The sequence below is a fragment of the Kitasatospora dryopteridis genome (assembly GCF_050749075.1).
Lineage (GTDB): Bacteria > Actinomycetota > Actinomycetes > Streptomycetales > Streptomycetaceae > Kitasatospora.
Genome location: NZ_CP192749.1, coordinates 6,542,943 through 6,560,469, shown reverse-complemented (window position 1 = coordinate 6,560,469; position 17,527 = coordinate 6,542,943). Strand labels below are relative to the sequence as shown.

General features: G+C 70.5%; 12 protein-coding genes and 2 pseudogenes. 3 read left to right on the top strand and 11 right to left on the bottom strand.

Annotated elements, in window-relative coordinates:
• Positions 1 to 116: 116 nt before the first annotated feature.
• A complete protein-coding gene (locus ACQ614_RS29565) occupies positions 117 to 1,169 on the top strand; it encodes a hypothetical protein (RefSeq protein ID WP_431681896.1) in 1,053 nt (350 codons plus the stop codon).
• 53 nt (positions 1,170 to 1,222) lie between these two features.
• Positions 1,223 to 1,759 (top strand): GNAT family N-acetyltransferase, encoded by a 537-nt coding sequence (locus tag ACQ614_RS29560; protein ID WP_431681894.1) that lies wholly within the window; start codon positions 1,223 to 1,225, stop codon positions 1,757 to 1,759.
• Positions 1,760 to 1,796: 37 nt separating this feature from the next.
• Here ACQ614_RS29560 and ACQ614_RS29555 read toward each other — a convergent pair whose 3' ends face one another.
• The 9 genes from ACQ614_RS29555 to ACQ614_RS29515 all read right to left on the bottom strand — a co-directional run bounded on the left by ACQ614_RS29555 (position 1,797) and on the right by ACQ614_RS29515 (position 13,827).
• On the bottom strand, positions 1,797 to 2,354 hold the full coding sequence (locus tag ACQ614_RS29555; protein ID WP_431681893.1) for a TetR/AcrR family transcriptional regulator: 558 nt from the start codon (positions 2,352 to 2,354) through the stop codon (positions 1,797 to 1,799).
• Positions 2,351 to 2,713 carry a DUF1304 domain-containing protein gene (locus ACQ614_RS29550; protein ID WP_431681892.1) on the bottom strand — a complete coding sequence of 121 codons (363 nt, stop codon included), beginning with the start codon at positions 2,711 to 2,713 and terminating at the stop codon, positions 2,351 to 2,353. Before ACQ614_RS29550 ends, ACQ614_RS29555 begins: the two co-directional genes overlap by 4 nt.
• Positions 2,714 to 2,748: 35 nt before the next feature.
• Positions 2,749 to 4,362 carry a glycoside hydrolase family 13 protein gene (locus ACQ614_RS29545; RefSeq protein WP_431681890.1) on the bottom strand — a complete coding sequence of 538 codons (1,614 nt, stop codon included), beginning with the start codon at positions 4,360 to 4,362 and terminating at the stop codon, positions 2,749 to 2,751.
• A gap of 32 nt (positions 4,363 to 4,394) precedes the next feature.
• Positions 4,395 to 5,279 carry a carbohydrate ABC transporter permease gene (locus ACQ614_RS29540; RefSeq protein WP_431681889.1) on the bottom strand — a complete coding sequence of 295 codons (885 nt, stop codon included), beginning with the start codon at positions 5,277 to 5,279 and terminating at the stop codon, positions 4,395 to 4,397.
• A gap of 15 nt (positions 5,280 to 5,294) precedes the next feature.
• Positions 5,295 to 6,239 carry a carbohydrate ABC transporter permease gene (locus ACQ614_RS29535; protein WP_431681888.1) on the bottom strand — a complete coding sequence of 315 codons (945 nt, stop codon included), beginning with the start codon at positions 6,237 to 6,239 and terminating at the stop codon, positions 5,295 to 5,297.
• Positions 6,240 to 6,318: 79 nt separating this feature from the next.
• On the bottom strand, positions 6,319 to 7,716 hold the full coding sequence (locus ACQ614_RS29530; RefSeq protein ID WP_431681886.1) for an extracellular solute-binding protein: 1,398 nt from the start codon (positions 7,714 to 7,716) through the stop codon (positions 6,319 to 6,321).
• A gap of 451 nt (positions 7,717 to 8,167) precedes the next feature.
• Entirely contained in the window at positions 8,168 to 12,181 is a 4,014-nt protein-coding gene (locus ACQ614_RS29525) for a discoidin domain-containing protein (protein WP_431681885.1), read from the bottom strand.
• Positions 12,182 to 12,371: 190 nt separating this feature from the next.
• Positions 12,372 to 12,605: a hypothetical protein gene (locus ACQ614_RS29520; protein WP_431681884.1), complete on the bottom strand. Its 234-nt coding sequence runs from the start codon at positions 12,603 to 12,605 to the stop codon at positions 12,372 to 12,374.
• A gap of 208 nt (positions 12,606 to 12,813) precedes the next feature.
• Entirely contained in the window at positions 12,814 to 13,827 is a 1,014-nt protein-coding gene (locus ACQ614_RS29515) for a LacI family DNA-binding transcriptional regulator (RefSeq protein ID WP_431681883.1), read from the bottom strand.
• Positions 13,828 to 14,302: 475 nt separating this feature from the next.
• Between ACQ614_RS29515 and ACQ614_RS29510 the strand changes: the two are divergent.
• Positions 14,303 to 14,941 (top strand): annotated as a pseudogene (locus tag ACQ614_RS29510) (PAC2 family protein); the annotation flags it as partial.
• Here ACQ614_RS29510 and ACQ614_RS29505 read toward each other — a convergent pair.
• On the bottom strand, positions 14,932 to 16,302 hold the full coding sequence (locus ACQ614_RS29505) for an IS30 family transposase (protein ID WP_431681882.1): 1,371 nt from the start codon (positions 16,300 to 16,302) through the stop codon (positions 14,932 to 14,934). The pseudogene ACQ614_RS29510 and the gene ACQ614_RS29505 sit on opposite strands and share 10 nt — an antisense overlap.
• A 72-nt stretch (positions 16,303 to 16,374) precedes the next feature.
• Positions 16,375 to 17,430 (bottom strand): annotated as a pseudogene (gene mshC, locus ACQ614_RS29500) (cysteine--1-D-myo-inosityl 2-amino-2-deoxy-alpha-D-glucopyranoside ligase); the annotation flags it as partial.
• Positions 17,431 to 17,527: the final 97 nt, after the last annotated feature.

Here is a 17,527-nt window from a genome sequence, read left to right as displayed (position 1 = left end):
CCCTCCGTGAACGGGGATGCACGCCGTCAGGGTATCCGGACACCCGCACAGCCACGGAACCCATTCCGCATCCTGGGCGTCCTGTCCACCTGAACGGACGGAACGGGGGGTACGCAGTGCCATGCAGGACCACGGCAGCAGCAGGCCGGGCACGGGCCCGATGGCGCGGATGGACGCGGCGCCGCAGGTGTGCGGTCACCGCGCTGGCCGCCCTCGCCCTGCTGCTCCTTCCGGTGGGCGGCGCGGCCGCCGCGCTGCGCCTTCAGTACGCGGGCGAACCGTCCGCCGAGGCCAGGACCCGGGGCCGCGACGCCGTCTGGCTCGGCCACGCCTGGGTCGACGGCCGCCGCACCGACGCCGACCTCGCCGCGCTCGCCGCCCGCATCGCGGGCACCGGCATCCACGACCTCTACGTGCACACCGGCCCGCTGGAGCACGACGGCTCGCTGGACGCCGGGCGCTCCCCGCAGGCCCGCCGCTTCGTCGAGGACGTCCACCGGCAGCTGCCCGGACTGCGGGTGCAGGCCTGGCTCGGCGACGTCGTCGCCCCGGAGAAGGACGGCCTGCACCTGGACCGCCCCGAGGTCCGCGACCGGATCACCGCCGCCGCCCGGCAGACCCTCGCCCTCGGCTTCGACGGCATCCACTTCGACCTCGAGCCGGTGCGCTCCGACTCGGCCGGCTTCCTCGCCCTGCTGGACCAGGTGCGGCCCGTCACCGCCGCCGCCAAGGTTCCGCTCTCCGTCGCCGCCCCGCAGATCGACCCGCTGCCCGGGCTCCACAACGTCGGCCTCGCCGTCGCCGACCACGGCAAGTGGTGGTCGCAGGAGTACTTCGGCCGGGTCGCCCGGCGGGTCGACCAGATCGCGGTGATGTCCTACGACACCGCCATGCCGCTCGAGTCGCTCTACGGCGGCTACGTCGCCCAGCAGACCGAGCTGGCCCTGGAGGCCACCCCCGCCGGCGTCGACCTGCTGATGGGGCTGCCCGCCTACTGGGAGGACGACTTCGGCCACCGCGGCTCCGCCGAGACCGTCGAGGCCGCCGTCCGCGGCGCCCGGCTCGCCCTCGGCCGGGGCGGCCGGCAGGCCTTCGGCCTCGCCCTGTACGTCGACTTCACCGCCACCCCCGCCGACTGGGAGGCCTACCGGAGGGGCTGGTGCTTCTGACGGGACGTCAGGGCATGCCCTGGGGCGCGCCGGGCATGCCCTAGGCTGCGGCCATGACAGAACCCGTCCTGGGCGCCGAGGAACTGACGACCGATCACCTGGTGCTGCGGCGGCCGGTGCCCGGGGACGCGGAGACCATCCTGGCCGTCCACCGCGACCCGCTGTCCTGCCGGCACAACCCCTCGGACGCCCTGCGCACCCGCGCCGAGGCCGAGTGGCTGTTCCGCCGCTGGGACGAGAAGTGGCGCGCCAACGGGTACGGCTACTGGGTGGTCCGGGGGCGCACCGACGGGCAGCCGCTCGGGTTCTGCGGGGTGAAGCCGACCGCCCTGAGCGGAATGACCGCCCTCAACCTCTTCTACCGGCTGCACCCGGCGGCCTGGGGGCGCGGCGTCGCCACCGAGGCCGCCTCGGCCGTGGTCGCCTGGGCCGGCACCACCCTGCCCGGCCTCCCGCTGATCGCCCGGATACGGCCGGACAACCTGCCCTCCCAGCGGGTCGCCCTGAAGGCCGGCCTGGTCCGCGCGAGCCACCTCGACGAGATCGGCGAGGACGGCCTCGACTGGATCTACGCCCGCAACCTGCCGTAGGGGTGTCCCGCAGAAGTCGGGTGCCCCTGGACTTCCCCTATCCGTCCAGCGGAGCGCTGTGCAGGGCGATCAGCAGGCGCCAGACCCGGCCCGCGAAGACCGGCGGGTCGGCGGTGATCAGTCCGTGCAGCCAGTCGGCGAGCAGGCCGGTGAAGGCCGCGGCGACCGCGGAGGCCACCGTGTCGGCGTGCGGGACGCCGGCCCGCTCTCGTTCGGTGCGGCTGCGCTCCCGCAGCCGCTGGTGCATGAGGTCGCCGAGCGGGCCGCCGCCGCCCGGGTCGAGCAGGGCGCGGTAGAGCGCGGCGTGCCCGGCGGCGTCCGCGAGGAAGGCGGTGAGTGCGGCGGGCGGCGCGGCCGGGTCGACCGGCCCGCGCCAGTCGTGCAGGGCGTCGACGGCCGACTCGACCACCTCCCCGCAGGCGTCGACGGCGAGCGCACGGAGGTCCTCGTAATGGAGGTAGAAGGTGGCCCGGCCGAGGCCCGCGCGGCGGACCACGGCGGAGACGCTCACCTCCGAGAGAGGCCGCTCCCCGCACTCGGCGAGCAGCGCGGCCCGCAGGGCGGCCCGGGTGCGTTCGGCGCGGGGGTCGTTCATCCGGCGGCCAGTACGGCGCCGAGGGCGATCGCGCCGGGCAGTGCCTGGGCGACCAGGATGCGCCGGTTGGCGGTGGCGCCGCCGTACAGGCCCGCGACGACCACGCAGGACAGGAAGAAGACCTGGGCGTCGTGGCCGACCGGGTCGGCGGCGATCAGGCCCCAGACCAGGCCGGCCGCCAGGAAGCCGTTGTAGAGGCCCTGGTTGGCGGCGAGCGGCGCGGTGGCCTTGGCGAGTCCGGCGTCGAAGCCGGACAGGCTCCGGCCCGGGGAGCGCTCCCAGAGGAACATCTCCAGGACCAGGATGTACGCGTGCAGTGCGGCCACCAGGCCGACCAGGACGTTCGCCGCCGTGTGCATGGGTCACTCCGATTTCATGGACAACCGTCCAGCAATCATAGACGAGTGTCCAGGATCTCGAACCAGACGGCGGTGTCGGACGGCACCCCGTCCTCGGCGAGCGGGCCGCTGGAGAGCACCGGCTCGGCCCCTTCGGGCAGCGCGGCCGGGGCCTCCCCGAGGTTCACCAGGCAGCCGAAGCCGTCCGCCCGGGCGAAGGCGAGCACCTCGGGCGCGGAGGGCAGCCAGCCGAATCCGCCGGCGATCCGCTCGCGGCGCAGGTGCAGCGCCGCCCGGTAGAGCTCCAGCATCGAGTCCGGGTCGCCGGTCTGGGCGGCCACGGTGAGCGCAGCCCAGCCGGCCGGCTGCGGCAGCCAGGGCTCGGTGCCGTCCGCGGCGAAGCCGTACGGCGGAAGGGTGCCGGACCACGGGATCGGGACGCGGCAGCCGTCGCGGCCGGGGTCGGTGCCGCCGGAGCGGAAGTGCATCGGGTCCTGCAGGCTCGACAGCGGCAGGTCCTCGACCTCGGGCAGGCCGAGCTCCTCGCCCTGGTAGAGGTAGAGCGAGCCGGGCAGGGCCAGCGAGAGCAGGGCGGCGGCGCGGGCCCGGCGCAGGCCGAGCCCGAGGTCGGTCGGGGTGCCGAAGCGCTTGGTGGCGAACTGGAAGCGGGTGTCCTCGCGGCCGTACCGGGTGACCGTGCGGGTGACGTCGTGGTTGGCGAGCACCCAGGTGGCGGGGGCGCCGACCGGGGCGTGCGCGGCGAGCGTGCCGTCGATCGAGGCGCGCAGTTCGGCGGCCGACCACGGGCGGGCCAGGAAGTCGAAGTTGAAGGCGGTGTGCAGCTCGTCCGGGCGCAGGTAGCGGGCGAACCGCTCGGTGTCGGGCACCCAGATCTCGCCGATCAGGACACGCGGCTCCTCGTAGGAGTCCGCGATCGCCCGCCAGGAGCGGTAGATCCCGTGCAGGTCGTCGCGGTCGACGAACGGGTGGGTGTCGACGCCGGGTTCGAAGTCGGGCAGGCCCGGCTCCTTGGTCAGCAGGCCGGCCGAGTCGATCCGGACGCCGGCGGCGCCGCGGTCGAACCAGAAGCGGAGGATCTCCTCGTGCTCCTGGCGGACCAGCGGGTGCGCCCAGTTGAGGTCGGGCTGCTCGGTGGCGAACAGGTGGAGGTACCACTGCCCGTCCGCGATCCGCGTCCAGGGGCAGCCGCCGAACTCCGACTTCCAGTCGTTGGGCGGCAGTTCGCCTCTCTCGCCGCGGCCCTCGGCGAAGTGGAACAGCTCCCGTTCGGGGCTGCCGATGCCGGCCGCGAGCGCCGCCCGGAACCACGGATGCCGGTCGGACACGTGGTTGGGCACGATGTCGACGATGGTGCGGATGCCCAGGTCGCGGGCTTCCGCGATCAGCTTCTCGGCCTCCTGCAGGGTGCCGAACACCGGGTCGATGGCGCGGTAGTCGGCGACGTCGTAGCCGCCGTCCTTGAGCGGGGAGGGGTACCACGGGTTGAACCAGACGGCGTCGAAGCCGAGTTCGGCGAGGTACGGGAGCCGGGCGCGGATGCCCGCCAGGTCACCGGTGCCGTCGCCGTTGCCGTCGGCGAAGCTGCGCGGGTAGACCTGGTAGATCGCCGCGTCTCGCCACCAGTCCCGGCGGTCGGGCTGCTGTGCCACGGTGGGTAGTCCTTTCGAGAAATGACGGGCCGTCAGCCCTTGAGCCCGCCCGAGGTCAGGCCGGCCATGATGTTGCGCTGGAAGATCAGGAAGAACACGATCGTCGGCACCGAGGCGATGGCCAGGGCGGCGATCACGACGTTCTGCGGGACGCCGATGGACAGCGAGTTGATGCCGATGTTGAGCGGCTGGTTCTTCGGGTCCGGCTGCACCAGCAGCGGCCACAGGAAGTCCTTCCAGACGTTCACCACCGCGAAGATGGAGACCACGCCGAGGATCGGCCGGGACATCGGCAGCACGATCGACCACAGCGCCCGCAGCGGCGTCGCGCCGTCGATGGCGGCGGCGGCCAGCAGTTCCTCCGGCACGGAGTCGAAGAAGCGCTTCAGCAGGAAGATGTTGAAGGCGTTGGCCACGGTGGGCAGCCAGATCGCCCACGGCGTGTTGATCAGGTTGATGTGCAGCAGCGGCAGGTCCAGCACGGTGAGGTACTGCGGGACGATCAGCACCGTGGACGGGATCATCAGGGTCGCCAGCATCATCCCCAGGATCACGTTGCCGAGGATCGGCCGCAGCTTGGAGAGCGCGTAGGCCGCTGCCACGTCGAAGACCAGCTGGAAGGCGAGCGCGCCGAAGGCGTAGTACAGCGTGTTGAAGAGCAGCCGGCCCATGTTGAGCTTGGACCACGCCTCGGTGTAGGTCTCGGTGTGGATCTGCTCGGGGAAGAAGGTCGGCGGGTTCTGGATGACCTCCTGGGTGGACTTCAGGCCGCCGGTCACCAGCCAGTAGAGCGGGCCCAGGAAGACCAGGGTGAACGCGGTCACCACCAGGACGAGGACGGTCCGGTAGAGCGCCCTGCCGAGCGGGCGGTTCAGCTGCGTCTCGGAGATCAGGGTACGGGTCGAGGTGTCGGCCATGGCGGGGCTCCCGTCCTAGTCGTTGGTGCGGCTCAGGCGCACGTAGAGCGCGGAGAAGCCGGCGAGTACGAGCAGCATGACCAGGCCGAGCGCCGAGGCGCTGCCGTAGTTGTTGAAGCTGAAGGCGTACTGGTAGATGAGGTTGACGACGGTCAGCGTCGAGTTCTGCGGGCCGTTGCCGCCGGTCAGCAGGTAGGGCTCGACGAAGACCTGCATGGTGGCGACGACCTGCAGCAGCAGGAGCAGCGACAGGATCAGCCGGGTCTGCGGGATCGTGACGTGCCAGATCCGGCGCAGCAGGCCGGCGCCGTCGAGTTCGGCGGCCTCGTAGAGCTCGCCCGGGATGCCCTGGAGGGCGGCCAGGTAGATCAGGGTGGCGCCGCCCATGTTCATCCAGGTCGCCGCGATGACGACGGAGAGCATGGACGTGGTGGGCGAGTTGAGCCAGGCCGAGGTCGGCAGGTGGAGCGACTTGAGGATCGCGTTGAACAGGCCGTAGCCGGGGTCGTAGAAGTACTTGAAGAGCAGCACCGAGGCGACCGGCGGGAGCATCACCGGCAGGTAGACCAGGATGCGCAGGTACGCCTTGGCGTGGCGGAGCTCGTTGAGCAGGACGGCGACCACGAAGGGCACCGCGAAGCCGAGCACCAGGGCGAGCACGGTGAACAGCAGGGTGTTGCGCCAGGCGTGCCAGAAGTCCGGGTCCGCGAAGATGCGGTCCAGGTTCTCCGTGCCGACCCAGGTGGTCTTTCCGCGCTTGGTCTTCTGGAAGCTCATGATCACTTCGCGGACCATCGGGTACCACGAGAAGTAGGCGAAGCACAGCAGGGCGCCGAGCAGGAAGCCATGGCCGGTGAGGTGCCTGCGGAGGCGCTGACGGAGGGCGGCGCGGCCCTGCGAGGGGTTGGCCTGCGCCGGTGGCTCGGCCTTCCGGCGGGCGGAGACGCTGATCGCTGCCATGGGGGTCACTCCTGGTCGGTCGGGGGGTGTGGCTCGGGCGTGCGTGGGGGCCGGCCCGCCGGCCGGCCCCCACAGGCCGTCACTGGAGGTTCGCCAGCACCTGGTTGACCTGGCTCTCGGCGTCCGAGAGCAGCTTGTCGACGTTGGCGTTCTTGTCGGTCAGGACAGCGGAGACGGCGCCGTCGAGGACCTTGTAGATCTGCTGGGCGTTGGCCGGCTCGGTCTTGCCGGGCACCGCGGTGGCCAGGTACGGCGCGTAGTTCTGCACCGGGACGGTGGCGCTGGCGGCCTTGGCCTTGTTGTCGGCGTCCAGGGTGGCGCCGCCGAACAGGAAGGGCTGCGGCAGGCCGACCGGCAGGCCGTCGGCCTTGGTGCGGGCGTAGTCGAACTGGCCCTTGCCCATGGTCAGCCACTTGAAGTTGACCCAGGCGATGCCGGCCTTGATCTGGTCCGGGGTGGAGCCCTTCTTGAACATGTAGTCGGCGCCGCCGAGCAGGGCGCCCTTGCCGCCGGGCATCGGACCCATGCCGTAGTCCTCGTAGTTGCCCTTGAGGGTCTGCACCATGTAGGTGATGTCGTCCGGCGCACCGATGTACATGCCGAGCTTGTCGGTCGACATCTGGGTCATCAGGTCGGGCCACTTGAGGCTCTGGGTGGCACCCATGGTGTTGTCGGTCCAGCGCATGTCGTACAGGTTCTGCAGGACCTGCTTGCCCTCGGGCGTGTTGAAGGCGGCCTTCTTGCCGTCCTCGGTGGTCATCGAGCCGCCGAGGCCGTACAGCTCGGCGGTGAAGTGCCAGCCGCCCTGGTTGGTGGCGCTGTAGTCGCCGTAGCCGTTGACTCCGTTGCCGAGCGCCGCGATCTTCTTGGCGGCCTCGCGGACCTCCGCCCAGGTCGTCGGCGGCTTCTCGGGGTCGAGGCCGGCCTGCTTGAAGAGCTTGCGGTTGTACAGCAGGCCCATCTTGTAGTTGGTGGTGGGCAGGCCGTAGAGCTTGCCCTCCGAGGTCAGGGTCTTCATCACCGACGGGTCGATGTCCTTGAGAGCGGGCACCGTCTGCTCGTTGACGTAGCTCGAGATGTCCTCTGCCTGGTCGGCGTCGAGCACCTGGTCCAGGTCGGTGAAGTAGGTGTAGAAGACGTCGGGCTGGGTCTTGCCCTTGAGCTGCGCGGTGAAGGAGGCGGGCTCCTCGCAGGGGGAGGCGTCCTTCGAGTTGATCGTGACGTTCGGGTAGAGCTTGTTGAACGCCGCGACGTCCTCGGCCCACTGCTTGCGCTCGGCCGGCTTGGTGGTCGGCGGCTGGCAGTCGATGCCGATGGTGACCTTGGTGTTCGGGTCGAGGGTGGCACTGGCCGCGGGCTTGCCGGAGTCCCCGGAGTTGCCGGTGTCGGAGCCGGAGGAGCACGCGGCCGCGGTGAGGGCGAGGCCCGCGGCGGCGGCGAGGGCGACGGTTCTGCGGAGGAGCCGGTCTCTGGTCATGCGGATGGACCCTTTCAAGCACGTGCGGGCTGCGCCTGGGCGCGGGGGTGCCCGTGGATTTCCGGTGGGGGGCCGGCCCCGGAAGACGTCCGGGAGCCGGGGAAGCGTGCAAGGCCGAGGCTCGGTCGCTGCGTCTGGCAGCAGCGCCGGCTGGTGTCGACTACTTAACCAGCCTCGACAGATGTCCACAAGATGTCGACGAGATTTCGCAAAAACCTGACTACAAGCTTGCAGACCTGCGACCGTCCGCCGGCCGTCCGCATCCTGCCCCTGGCCTGCGCCTCACTCCGGCAAGGGCGCCGCGCGGCGCCCCGGAGGCCCTTCAGGGCCTAGTCGCGACCGGTCCCGCGGCAGGCCGCCCGGACGGCCTGCCGAGGTCTGCAAACGGCCTCAGGGAACGCCGAAGCAGGGCGGGCCGTGGGGCGCCCGCCCTGCTTCGTTTGCGCAATCGTTACGGGTTGACGGTGATCTTGAAGGTGGACGTGGTGTTCTGGATGTCCTTGAAGTTGCCGCTCATGGTGAGGTTGTTGAAGACCGCCTCGCCCACCGCCGGGCCCTGGCCCGCCTCGGGCATCTCGTTGGCCCAGATGCCGTAGCCGGACTTGGCGTCGAAGGCGTCACCGCTCTTCTTGGCGCCGGTGATCGAGATGTTGGTGAAGACGGTGTCCTTCACCGGGTACTCCGGCTGGCTGCCGGTGTACTTGGTCTGGAACATGATGCCGCTGTAGGTCGGGTCGACGATGTCGACGTCGCTCACGCGGATGCCCTGGAAGACCTTGGAGGCCGAGAAGACCCAGATCGCCGGGAAGACCTGCTGGCCCCAGAAGTGGCCGCCGGACCGGACGATCGTCATGTTCTGCAGGTTCGTCGTGGGCGAGGCGCCGAAGCCGTTCATCGGGTAGCCGAAGTCCAGCGACGAGATGGTGACGCCGGAGTAGCAGAGGGTGTCCGCGATGTAGATGTTGCGGAAGGTGTTGGCGTAGCCGCCGTACACCGCGATGCCCGCCGCGCGCCAGGTCAGGATGGTGGTGAGGTTCTCGAAGACGTTGTTCTTCTCGTCGGCGCCGCCGGCGTCGATCGCGGAGAACAGCGCGAAGGAGTCGTCACCGGTGGCCCGCGCCTCGTTGTTCGAGATGAGGTTGTCCGTGGAGCCGTTGGTCATGTTGATGCCGTCGGCGAAGGTGTTGCGGATCCGCGAGTTGGTGATCCGCATGTTGTCGGTGTTGGCACCCCAGTACATGCAGACCATGTGCTCGGTCCAGATGTTGTCGATCGTGATGTTCGCGACGTTGGAGAAGTCGAACACCTTGCCGGGGCCGTCGATCCGCGAGGTGTAGTTGCCGAAGTAGGCGAAGCCCGAGAAGGTCGAGCCGTTCGCGGTGGCCTCGGCGCGGAAGCCGACGTCGGTGTTGCTCTGGCTCGACGGCGCGTAGAACCGGGTGAACCAGGGGCCGGCGCCGACGACCTTGACCGCCTTGCCGTAGACCTGGAACTTGTTGGCGGTCTCGTAGTTGCCCGCGGGCAGGTAGACGCCGACGTAGCTGCCGGTGGTGTCCATCCGGACCTTGTCCAGGGCGTTCTGGACGTCCTGGTGGGTGAAGCCGGTCGGTACGACGTACTTCGCCGGGTCCGGGTTGGCGATCTGGGTGGCCTGCTCCAGACTCACGAAGTCGATCGCGTACTGGCTGGTGTTGGCCGAGTCCTTCTGCAGCTTGATCTTGTGGCCGGCCGGCACGGTGGTGCCGAGCAGCAGGTTGGCCTCGTCGTAGATGTGGCGCTGGCCGCCGGAGCCGGGCGAGTTGCCGGGCGCGGTCTCGCTGCCGTACAGCCAGGCGTACTTGGACGTCAGGTCGATGGCCTTGAGGAAGGCGCCGTCGACGTAGACGTTCAGCGTGGCGTTGGTGCCGTCGCCGCTCGCGCTGTCCGGGATGGAGAAGCGCGTGACCAGCGTGTTGGTGGCCGCCTTGGTGGTGAACTCCACCGAGGAGCCGGTCGAGTTGAGCGTCACGGCCTTGCGGCCGGAGGCCTCGCCGGCCGGGTCGCCGATGGTGCGGTTCGGGCCGACCACGGCCGCCCCGCCGCCCAGCACGCCGTCCTCGGCCTCGTAGGTGTCGAAGGGCATGTTGGCGCCGCGGCCGATGTACAGGCCCTGGCTGCCGGTGTTGTTGGCCTGCTTGACCGGCAGCTCGTTGCTGTCGGTGGCGATGACCGTCCGCACCGTGTACTTGCCGTTGACGGCCGTCCAACTTCCCAGCGAGACCGGGGAGGTGGTGGCGCCGGGGGCGATCGCGCCGCTGTAGGAGCCGGTCAGCGTCTTGACCGTGTTGCCCTGGGCGTCGAGGACGGTCAGGGTGACGCCGTGGGCTCCGGAGGCGGCGGCCGAGGTGCCCTGGTTCTTGATCGCCACCGAGAAGTTGACCGTGTTGCCGGCCGCCGGGTTGGACGGCGACCAGGAGACCGGGGAGGCGACCAGGTCGGAGCTCGCCACCTGGTCGACCACCAGGTTGTTCGCGGCCGTCCAGGTGTTGTTGGTCTCGTCCTGCTCGATGACGGCGTTGGCCTCGTCGACCTTGGCGGAGAGCTGGTAGCTGCCCGCGTTCTGCGCCGGGACGCTCACGTTGACGGTGCTGGAGGCACCGGCGGCGAGCGCGCCGACCTGGGCGGTGCCGACCTTGGTGGAGCCCAGGTACAGGTTGACGGAGGTGGCTGCGGAGGCCGCGCTGCCCTGGTTCTTCACCGTGGTGGCGAGGGTCAGGGCGTCGGTCTCCACCGGGTTGGCCGGGGAGACGGTGGTGCCGGTGACGGTCAGGTCCGGGTTGGGGGCCGGCACACCGACCACCTGGAACTCGGCGACCTGGCCGGCGCTGGACCCGGTGTTACTCGTGATCTTCAGCTGGACGTCGGCGACCCGGGCGGTGACCGGGATGGTCACCGTGTTGCCGGAGGCCGGGTCGAAGTTGTACGGCTTCGCGGCGACCAGGGTGGTGAAGGTCGAACTGCTCTGCTCGCGGCCCAGCACCTCGACGGTCTGGGTCCGGGCGCTCCAGGCGGAGGCCGGGTTGAGCTTGAGCACCACCTGCTGGGTGTCGGCGTTCGAACCCAGTGCCACGGTCAGGGTGTTGGGGTAGCTGCCGCCCGCGCCCTCCCAGTAGCTGGTCACGTCGTTGTCGTTGGCGTTGGCCGCCACGAAGGTGAAGACGGAGGAGTTGGCCGTGATCGGCTTGCCCGCCGCCAGATTGGTGCCGTTGCCGCCGGGCCGGCCGGTGCGGATCACGGTGTTGCTGGAGTCGGACTGGTTGCCCGCCGCGTCCTTCGCCTTCACGTGGTACGAGACGGTGGCGCTGTCGGGGCGGCTGTCGGTGTACGTCAGCACATTGCCGGCCACGCTGGTCAGCAACTCGCCGTTGGCGTAGACGTCGTAGCCGGTGACGCCGGTGTTGTCGGCGGCCGCGTTCCAGGTCAGCTTGATCTGGCCGGAACCGGGCTGGGTGTACGCCAGGCTGCCCGGGGCGGTGGGTGCCTGGGTGTCGCCGCTGCTCGGGCCGTACACCTCGAACTCGGAGAGCTGGGCGGCCGGCCAGGCGCTGTTGGCGGTGAACGACAGCCGCACGTACCGGGCGGTGGTCGTGCTCAGGTTGATCGTCGCGCTGTTCCCGGTGGCCGGGTTGAAGGTGTACGCGGCGGAGGCGACCAGGTCGGTGAAGTTGGTGCCGTCGGTGGAGCCCTGGACCTTCAGCGTCTCGCTGCGGGTCTCCCAGCCGGAGGGCAGGCGCAGCACCAGCTTGTTGACCGGCACGGCGGAGCCGAGGTCGGCCTGGTACCACTGCGGGAAGGCGTTGTTGGAGCTCTCCCAGTAGGTGCCGGTGTTGCCGTCGGCCGCGTTGTTCGCCGTGTAGGAGGCGTTGGCGCTGCTGGCGCTCACCGAACGGACCAGGTTGCCGGAGGCGCTGGTCGAGCCGTAGACCTCCAGCTCGGAGATCTGGGCGGCCGGCCAGCCGGTGTTGGCGGTCACGCTGACCCGGACGAAACGGGTCGTGGTGGAGGCGAAGTTGAGCCGCACGGTGTTGCCGGCGCCCGGGTCGAAGGACTGGGCGGCGGAGCCGACGATGGTGGAGAAGTTCGAGCCGTCGGTGGAGCCGAGCAGGGTCAGGGTCTCGTTGCGGGAGCCCCAGCCCGCGGGCAGCTTCAGTACGACCTGGTCGATGGCGGTGGGGCTGCCGAGGTCGACCTGGACCCACTGCGGCAGCGCGTTGTTGGCGGACTCCCAGTAGGTTTCCTGGCTGCCGTCGTTGACGTTGCCGACGACCTGCGCGCCGGTGGAGCTGCTGGCGGTCACGGTCTTGCCGGCCGCGAGGTTCGGACCGCCGGCGGCGTGGGCCGGTACGACCGGCCCGATCACCATCAGCAGCAGTCCGGTCGCGACCGTCGCGGCGCCGAGCCGCGGCAGTGTGCGCTTGGATCTCATTGCGTCCCTCTGTCTCGGGTGTCATTGCGGTGCGCGGCGTGGCGGCCCCCGGCTCCGCCGCGCGAGCACCCCTCGGGGTGCGCCGGGGCATGCCCCGGATCGGGCCGCCGGGTGTGCGGCGGCCCGAAGTCTGTGGTGGGTCCGTCCTCCCGCGCCGGTGCGCGGGGCCGGTGTTCCGGCAGGACGGGCGCTACTGGGCGAAGACCTGCAGCGCCGAGAGCTGCCCGGCCGGCCGGCCGGTGTTGCCGGTGAACTGCAGCCGGAGGTACCGGGTCTGCGCGGCGGCGGGCAGGGTGACCGCGGCGGTGTTGCCGCTGCCGTACACCTGGGTGTGGCTGCCCGCGGCGCGGGCCGCGGTGGGCAGCAGCCCGGCCGTGGAGGCGGCCGCAGCCGTCAGGAGGAGCGAGCGGCGCGAGATTCCCATGGGGTCCTGCCTTCGTGGGGGGAAGTTGCAGAAGGAATCACGAATATGACGTTGATCTGTTGAGCTTTTGCGTGATGGCAGCCAAGAGTTACAGAGGTGCTACAGGCATGTCAACGGATCGGACCGCGTGCGGGCACACGAAAAGGGCGGGCACCGAAGTGCCCGCCCTGGGTCTGTCAGTCCGTCAGGAGGTCCGGAGCAGCGGCGTTCAGCCCCGCTCGCGCGCCGGCGCGGTCGATCCGCGGACCACCAGCTCCGGTTCGAAGAGCAGCTCGTCGTGGGTCACCTTGACCCCGGCGATCTCCCCCACCAGCAGCTCCACCGCTGCCCGGCCCATCGCCTCGATGGGCTGGCGCACCGTGGTCAGCGGCGGGTCGGTGCACATCATGAACGAGGAGTCGTCGTACCCGATCACCGACACGTCGTCCGGCACCGAAAGGCCGGCCCGGCGCACCGCACGGACGGCCCCGAGCGCCAGCGGGTCGCTCGCGCAGACCACGCCGGTGACGCCCTGGCGCAGCAGCCGGGTGGTCGCCGCCTGCCCGCCCTCCAGGCTGAACAGGGCCCGCTCCACGTGCGCGTCCGGCAGCTCGACACCGGACTTGGCCAGCGCCGCACGGGCGGCCGCGAGCTTGCGCTGGGACGGCACGTGGTCGGCCGGGCCCAGCACCAGGCCGATCTTCCGGTGGCCCAACTGGTGCAGGTGGCCGACCGCCTGCTCCACGGCGACCGCGTCGTCGCAGGAGACCCGCGGGAAGTCCAGGTCCTCGATGGCGGCGTTGAGCAGCACCGTCGGCAGGCTGCGCTCGGCCAGCCGGTCGTAGTGCTCGTGCGGGGCGTCGCCCTGGGCGTACAGGCCGCCGAAGAAGACGATGCCGGAGACGTGCTGCTCCAGCAGCAGGTCCACGTAGTCCGCCTCGGAGACGCCGCCCGCGGTCTGGGTGCAGAGCACCGGGGTGAAGCCCTGGCCAGCCAGCGCACCGCTGACCACCTCGGCGAAGGCCGGGAAGATCGGGTTCTGCAGCTCGGGCAGCACGAGGCCGACCAGCCGGGCACGCTCGCCGCGCAGCTGGGTGGGCCGCTCGTACCCGAGCACGTCGAGCGCGGTCAGCACCGCCGCCCGCGTCGCCTCGGAGACGCCCGGCTTCTCGTTCAGCACCCGGCTGACGGTGGCCTCGCTCACCCCGACCTTCTTGGCCACTTCGGCAAGTCGTCGTGTCATGGCTGCGAGTGTACGGCAAAAAACGCAAACCGCTTGCGTGAATTTGCAGAGTTTGCCACTCTCGCCCGCCTCAGCGCGCCCAGTGACGCCCTGGACGGCCTGGACGGCCTGGACGACCTGATCAAGCATCAGTCCGCCGGGCAGGGCTTCCGCTTCGCCGACGTCCGGCCCGCCTTCGACGGCCACGGGGCGTGCCGGGCGGCGCCGGCGAGCGGGTCCACGCGATCACGCCGCCGCTCCGGGAGTCCTGCCACCCGAAGGCCGCCGGGCGGTCCTCCGGCCACCTGCCGAGCGTGTCGGCCGCCGCGCTCGGATAGGCTTCCCACTCGGGCCTGTACAGGCATCAAAGCCCGTAGGCTGGGCAGGTAGGGACCGTGGAGCGGGGCGTTCCACGCGACGTTCGACAGGCCGGCAGCCGGCCACCGGTCCACCGACCGGGAGGGGGGCGGCACCGGCCGACGGAGGGAGACGCTGGGTGATCGAGCTGGAAGACGTTCCCGAGTTGATCGACCCGGTGATGATCTGCGCCTTCGAGGGCTGGAACGACGCCGGCGACGCCGCCTCGGCCGCCGTCGGTCACCTGGACGAGACCTGGGGCGGCAAGGTGTTCGCCGCGCTCGACGCCGAGGACTACTACGACTTCCAGGTCAACCGCCCGACCATCTGGCTGGACGGCGGCGTACGGCGGATCACCTGGCCGACCACCCGCCTGTCGGTGGTCCGGGTCAACGAGCCCCGCACGCGCGACCTCGTGCTCGTCCGCGGCATCGAACCGAGCATGCGGTGGCGCTCCTACTGCAACGAGCTGCTCGGCTTCGCCCACGAGCTGGGCGTCGAACTCGTGGTCATCCTCGGCGCACTCCTCGGGGACACCCCGCACAGTCGCCCGGTGCCGGTCAGCGGCGTCACCTCGGACGCCGCACTGGCCCGCAGGCTCGACCTCGAGGAGAGCAAGTACGAGGGCCCGACCGGCATCGTCGGCGTCCTCCAGGAGGCCTGCGCGCACGCCGGGGTGCCGGCCGTCACGCTCTGGGCCGCCGTCCCGCACTACGTGGCGCAGCCACCGAACCCCAAGGCCACCCTGGCCCTGATCAACAGGCGGATTCAACTGATCGTCGCAACACCGGCGTGTACCGATCGTAGATGATCGTCGAGGGCTTCCGCGGGTGTCTTCCAGCCGAGGGTCTTACGGGGACGGGAGTTGAGGACCGCGGCGACGGCGGACAGCTCGTCGGCGCTCCATCGGGACAGGTCGGTGCCCTTGGGGAAGTACTGGCGCAGTAGCCCGTTGGTGTTCTCATTCGTGGCCCGCTGCCAGGGAGCGTGCGGGTCTGCGAAGTAGACCGGCAGTCCAGTCTCGACCGTGAGTTGGGCGTGAGCGGCCAGCTCCTTGCCGCGGTCCCAGGTCAGTGACCGGCGGAGCTGATCGGGCAGGATCGTCATCGTGGTGGCCAGGGCGTCCTTCATGGCCACAGCGCCGTAGCCGCCCAGCGCGGGCCCGTTCTTGGTCGGTGGGATGGTGCCGTAGCCTTCGGCTCGTGGCAGGTGAACGAGCATGGTGTAGCGGGTCGTTCGTTCCACGAGCGTGCCGATGGCCGACCGATTCAGCCCGATGATCAGGTCTCCTTCCCAGTGTCCCGGAACGGCGCGGTCGGCCGCTTCGGCGGGCCGCTGGCTGATCACCACGTCCTGCGTGACGTGGCCGCCTGGCTTGTTGCGGGACCTGGCCCGTGGGACGCGCAGGGCGCGGCCGGTGCGCAGGCAGGCCACGAGTTCGCGTTTGAGGCCACCGCGACTCTCGACGTAGAGGGACTGGTAGATCGCCTCGTGGCTGATGCGCATGGACTCGTCCTCAGGAAAGTCGATCTTAAGGCGGGCCGAGATCTGTTCCGGGCTCCAGGCGTTCGCCCACCGGCGGTCGTCGCGGTGCGGCTTGTTGCGGCCCTTCCATTCAGGAACCTGCGGCCCGGGAAGTACCGTGCCGTCCGGGGCTCGGATCACGCCCAGCAGGCGGTCCTGGACATACTCCCGCAACCGCTCGTTCCCGGCCAGCTTCGCCTCCTTGGGGCGCCGGGCCACAAGGTCGGCTTTCCACTGCGCGACCGAGGCCCGGTACTCGAGCTTGCCACCACGGGTGGCCGCGTTGCGCCGCAGTTCCCGGGAGATCGTCGAGGGTGCCCGGCCCAGCTGCTGGGCTATCTCACGCACTCCGGTGCCCTGCACACGCAAAAGGGCGATCTCCTCGCGTTCGGCGAACGAGAGGTACCGCCCCGAGACGGCAAGATCGATCTGCGGCATCCCGCCAGCATGCCGGAACCACCGGGTGCCCACCGCCGGCGCCGCCCCGACGGCGACGGCCGCGTCCTCACTGGTCAGTCCCTTGGCGATCTCTCGCCAGAACAGTCTCTCGACCTCCCGCCGAGTCGAGGGCCGTCCCGGTGACTTCATGGGCGACCGCCCTGTCAACTCCGTCATCCAACCCGCTGGTCGTCCCACAACACACCTCTCTGATCAGGGGTGTTGCAACGACTCGTTGAACCCAAGCAGCGCCGCCGGTCCGTCCGGCCGGGAGACGGCCGCGCGCCAGACGGCGAGCCGTTCCTCGGCCTGGGCGAGGTCGCGCTCCGTCCACTCCCAGTCGCTGCGGTAGTGGTGGGCGAGCAGGGCGAGCCGGATCGCGGCCGGGTCGACGCCCTCGCGGCGCAGTGCGGAGACGAACACCAGGTTGCCGCGGGACTTGGACATCTTGTGCCCGTCCAGCGCGACCATCCCGGCGTGCACGTACGCCTGGGCGTAGGGGTGCTCGCCGGTGACGACCTGGGCGTGGGCGGCGCCCATCTCGTGGTGCGGGAAGGAGAGGTCGCTGCCGCCGCCCTGGATGTCGAACGACATGCCGAGGAACTCGAGGGCGATGGCGACGCACTCGATGTGCCAGCCGGGCCGGCCGTGGCCGAGTTCGGTGTCCCAGGCGGGTTCGCCGGGGCGGGCGGAGAGCCAGAGCAGGGCGTCGAGCGGGTGCTTCTTGCCGGGGCGCTCGGGGTCGCCGCCGCGCTCGGCGAAGATCGCCAGCATGGCTTCGCGGTCCAGGCCGGAGACCTCGCCGAAGCGGGGGTCGGCGTCGACGGAGAAGTAGATGTCGCCGTCCAGCTCGTAGGCGGCGCCGGTGGCCAGCAGCTGCTTGACCAGCGGGACGATCCACGGGATGGATTCGACGGCGCCGATGTAGTGGGCCGGGGGGAGCATCCGCAGGGCGGTCATGTCCTCGCGGAAGAGGGCGGTCTCGCGGGCGGCGAGTTCCGTCCAGTCCTGTCCGGTGGCGACGGCGCGCTCCAGGAGCGGGTCGTCGACGTCGGTGACGTTCTGTACGTAGAGGACGTCGTGACCGGCGTCCTTCCAGACCCGTTGCACCAGGTCGAAGGTGTTGTAGGTGGCGGCGTGGCCCAGGTGGGTGGCGTCGTACGGGGTGATGCCGCAGACGTAGAGGCGGGCGGTCGGGCCCTGGGGCACGACCTCGCGGACACTGCTCGTGGCGGTGTCGAAGACACGAAGGGGGAGCCCCTGACCAGGCAGGGCGGGAACCTCGGAGGCGGGCCAGGCATGCATGGTTCCGACTCTAACCGGGCGATCATTTGAAAGGCTAACCAGTACTCGGGATCGGCCGGATTCCTTCCCTGGGCGGAACGAAACCCTCCGCACCTGC

Bases quoted from the DNA above. Each gene is read 5' to 3' on its own strand.
- ACQ614_RS29520 (WP_431681884.1), bottom strand. From the start codon at position 12,605: ATGGGAATCTCGCGCCGCTCGCTCCTCCTGACGGCTGCGGCCGCCTCC.
- ACQ614_RS29555 (WP_431681893.1), bottom strand. From the start codon at position 2,354: ATGAACGACCCCCGCGCCGAACGCACCCGGGCCGCCCTGCGGGCCGCG.
- ACQ614_RS29560 (WP_431681894.1), top strand. From the start codon at position 1,223: ATGACAGAACCCGTCCTGGGCGCCGAGGAACTGACGACCGATCACCTG.
- ACQ614_RS29530 (WP_431681886.1), bottom strand. From the start codon at position 7,716: ATGACCAGAGACCGGCTCCTCCGCAGAACCGTCGCCCTCGCCGCCGCC.
- ACQ614_RS29505 (WP_431681882.1), bottom strand. From the start codon at position 16,302: ATGACGGAGTTGACAGGGCGGTCGCCCATGAAGTCACCGGGACGGCCC.
- ACQ614_RS29550 (WP_431681892.1), bottom strand. From the start codon at position 2,713: ATGCACACGGCGGCGAACGTCCTGGTCGGCCTGGTGGCCGCACTGCAC.
- ACQ614_RS29525 (WP_431681885.1), bottom strand. From the start codon at position 12,181: ATGAGATCCAAGCGCACACTGCCGCGGCTCGGCGCCGCGACGGTCGCG.
- ACQ614_RS29540 (WP_431681889.1), bottom strand. From the start codon at position 5,279: ATGGCCGACACCTCGACCCGTACCCTGATCTCCGAGACGCAGCTGAAC.
- ACQ614_RS29515 (WP_431681883.1), bottom strand. From the start codon at position 13,827: ATGACACGACGACTTGCCGAAGTGGCCAAGAAGGTCGGGGTGAGCGAG.
- ACQ614_RS29535 (WP_431681888.1), bottom strand. From the start codon at position 6,239: ATGGCAGCGATCAGCGTCTCCGCCCGCCGGAAGGCCGAGCCACCGGCG.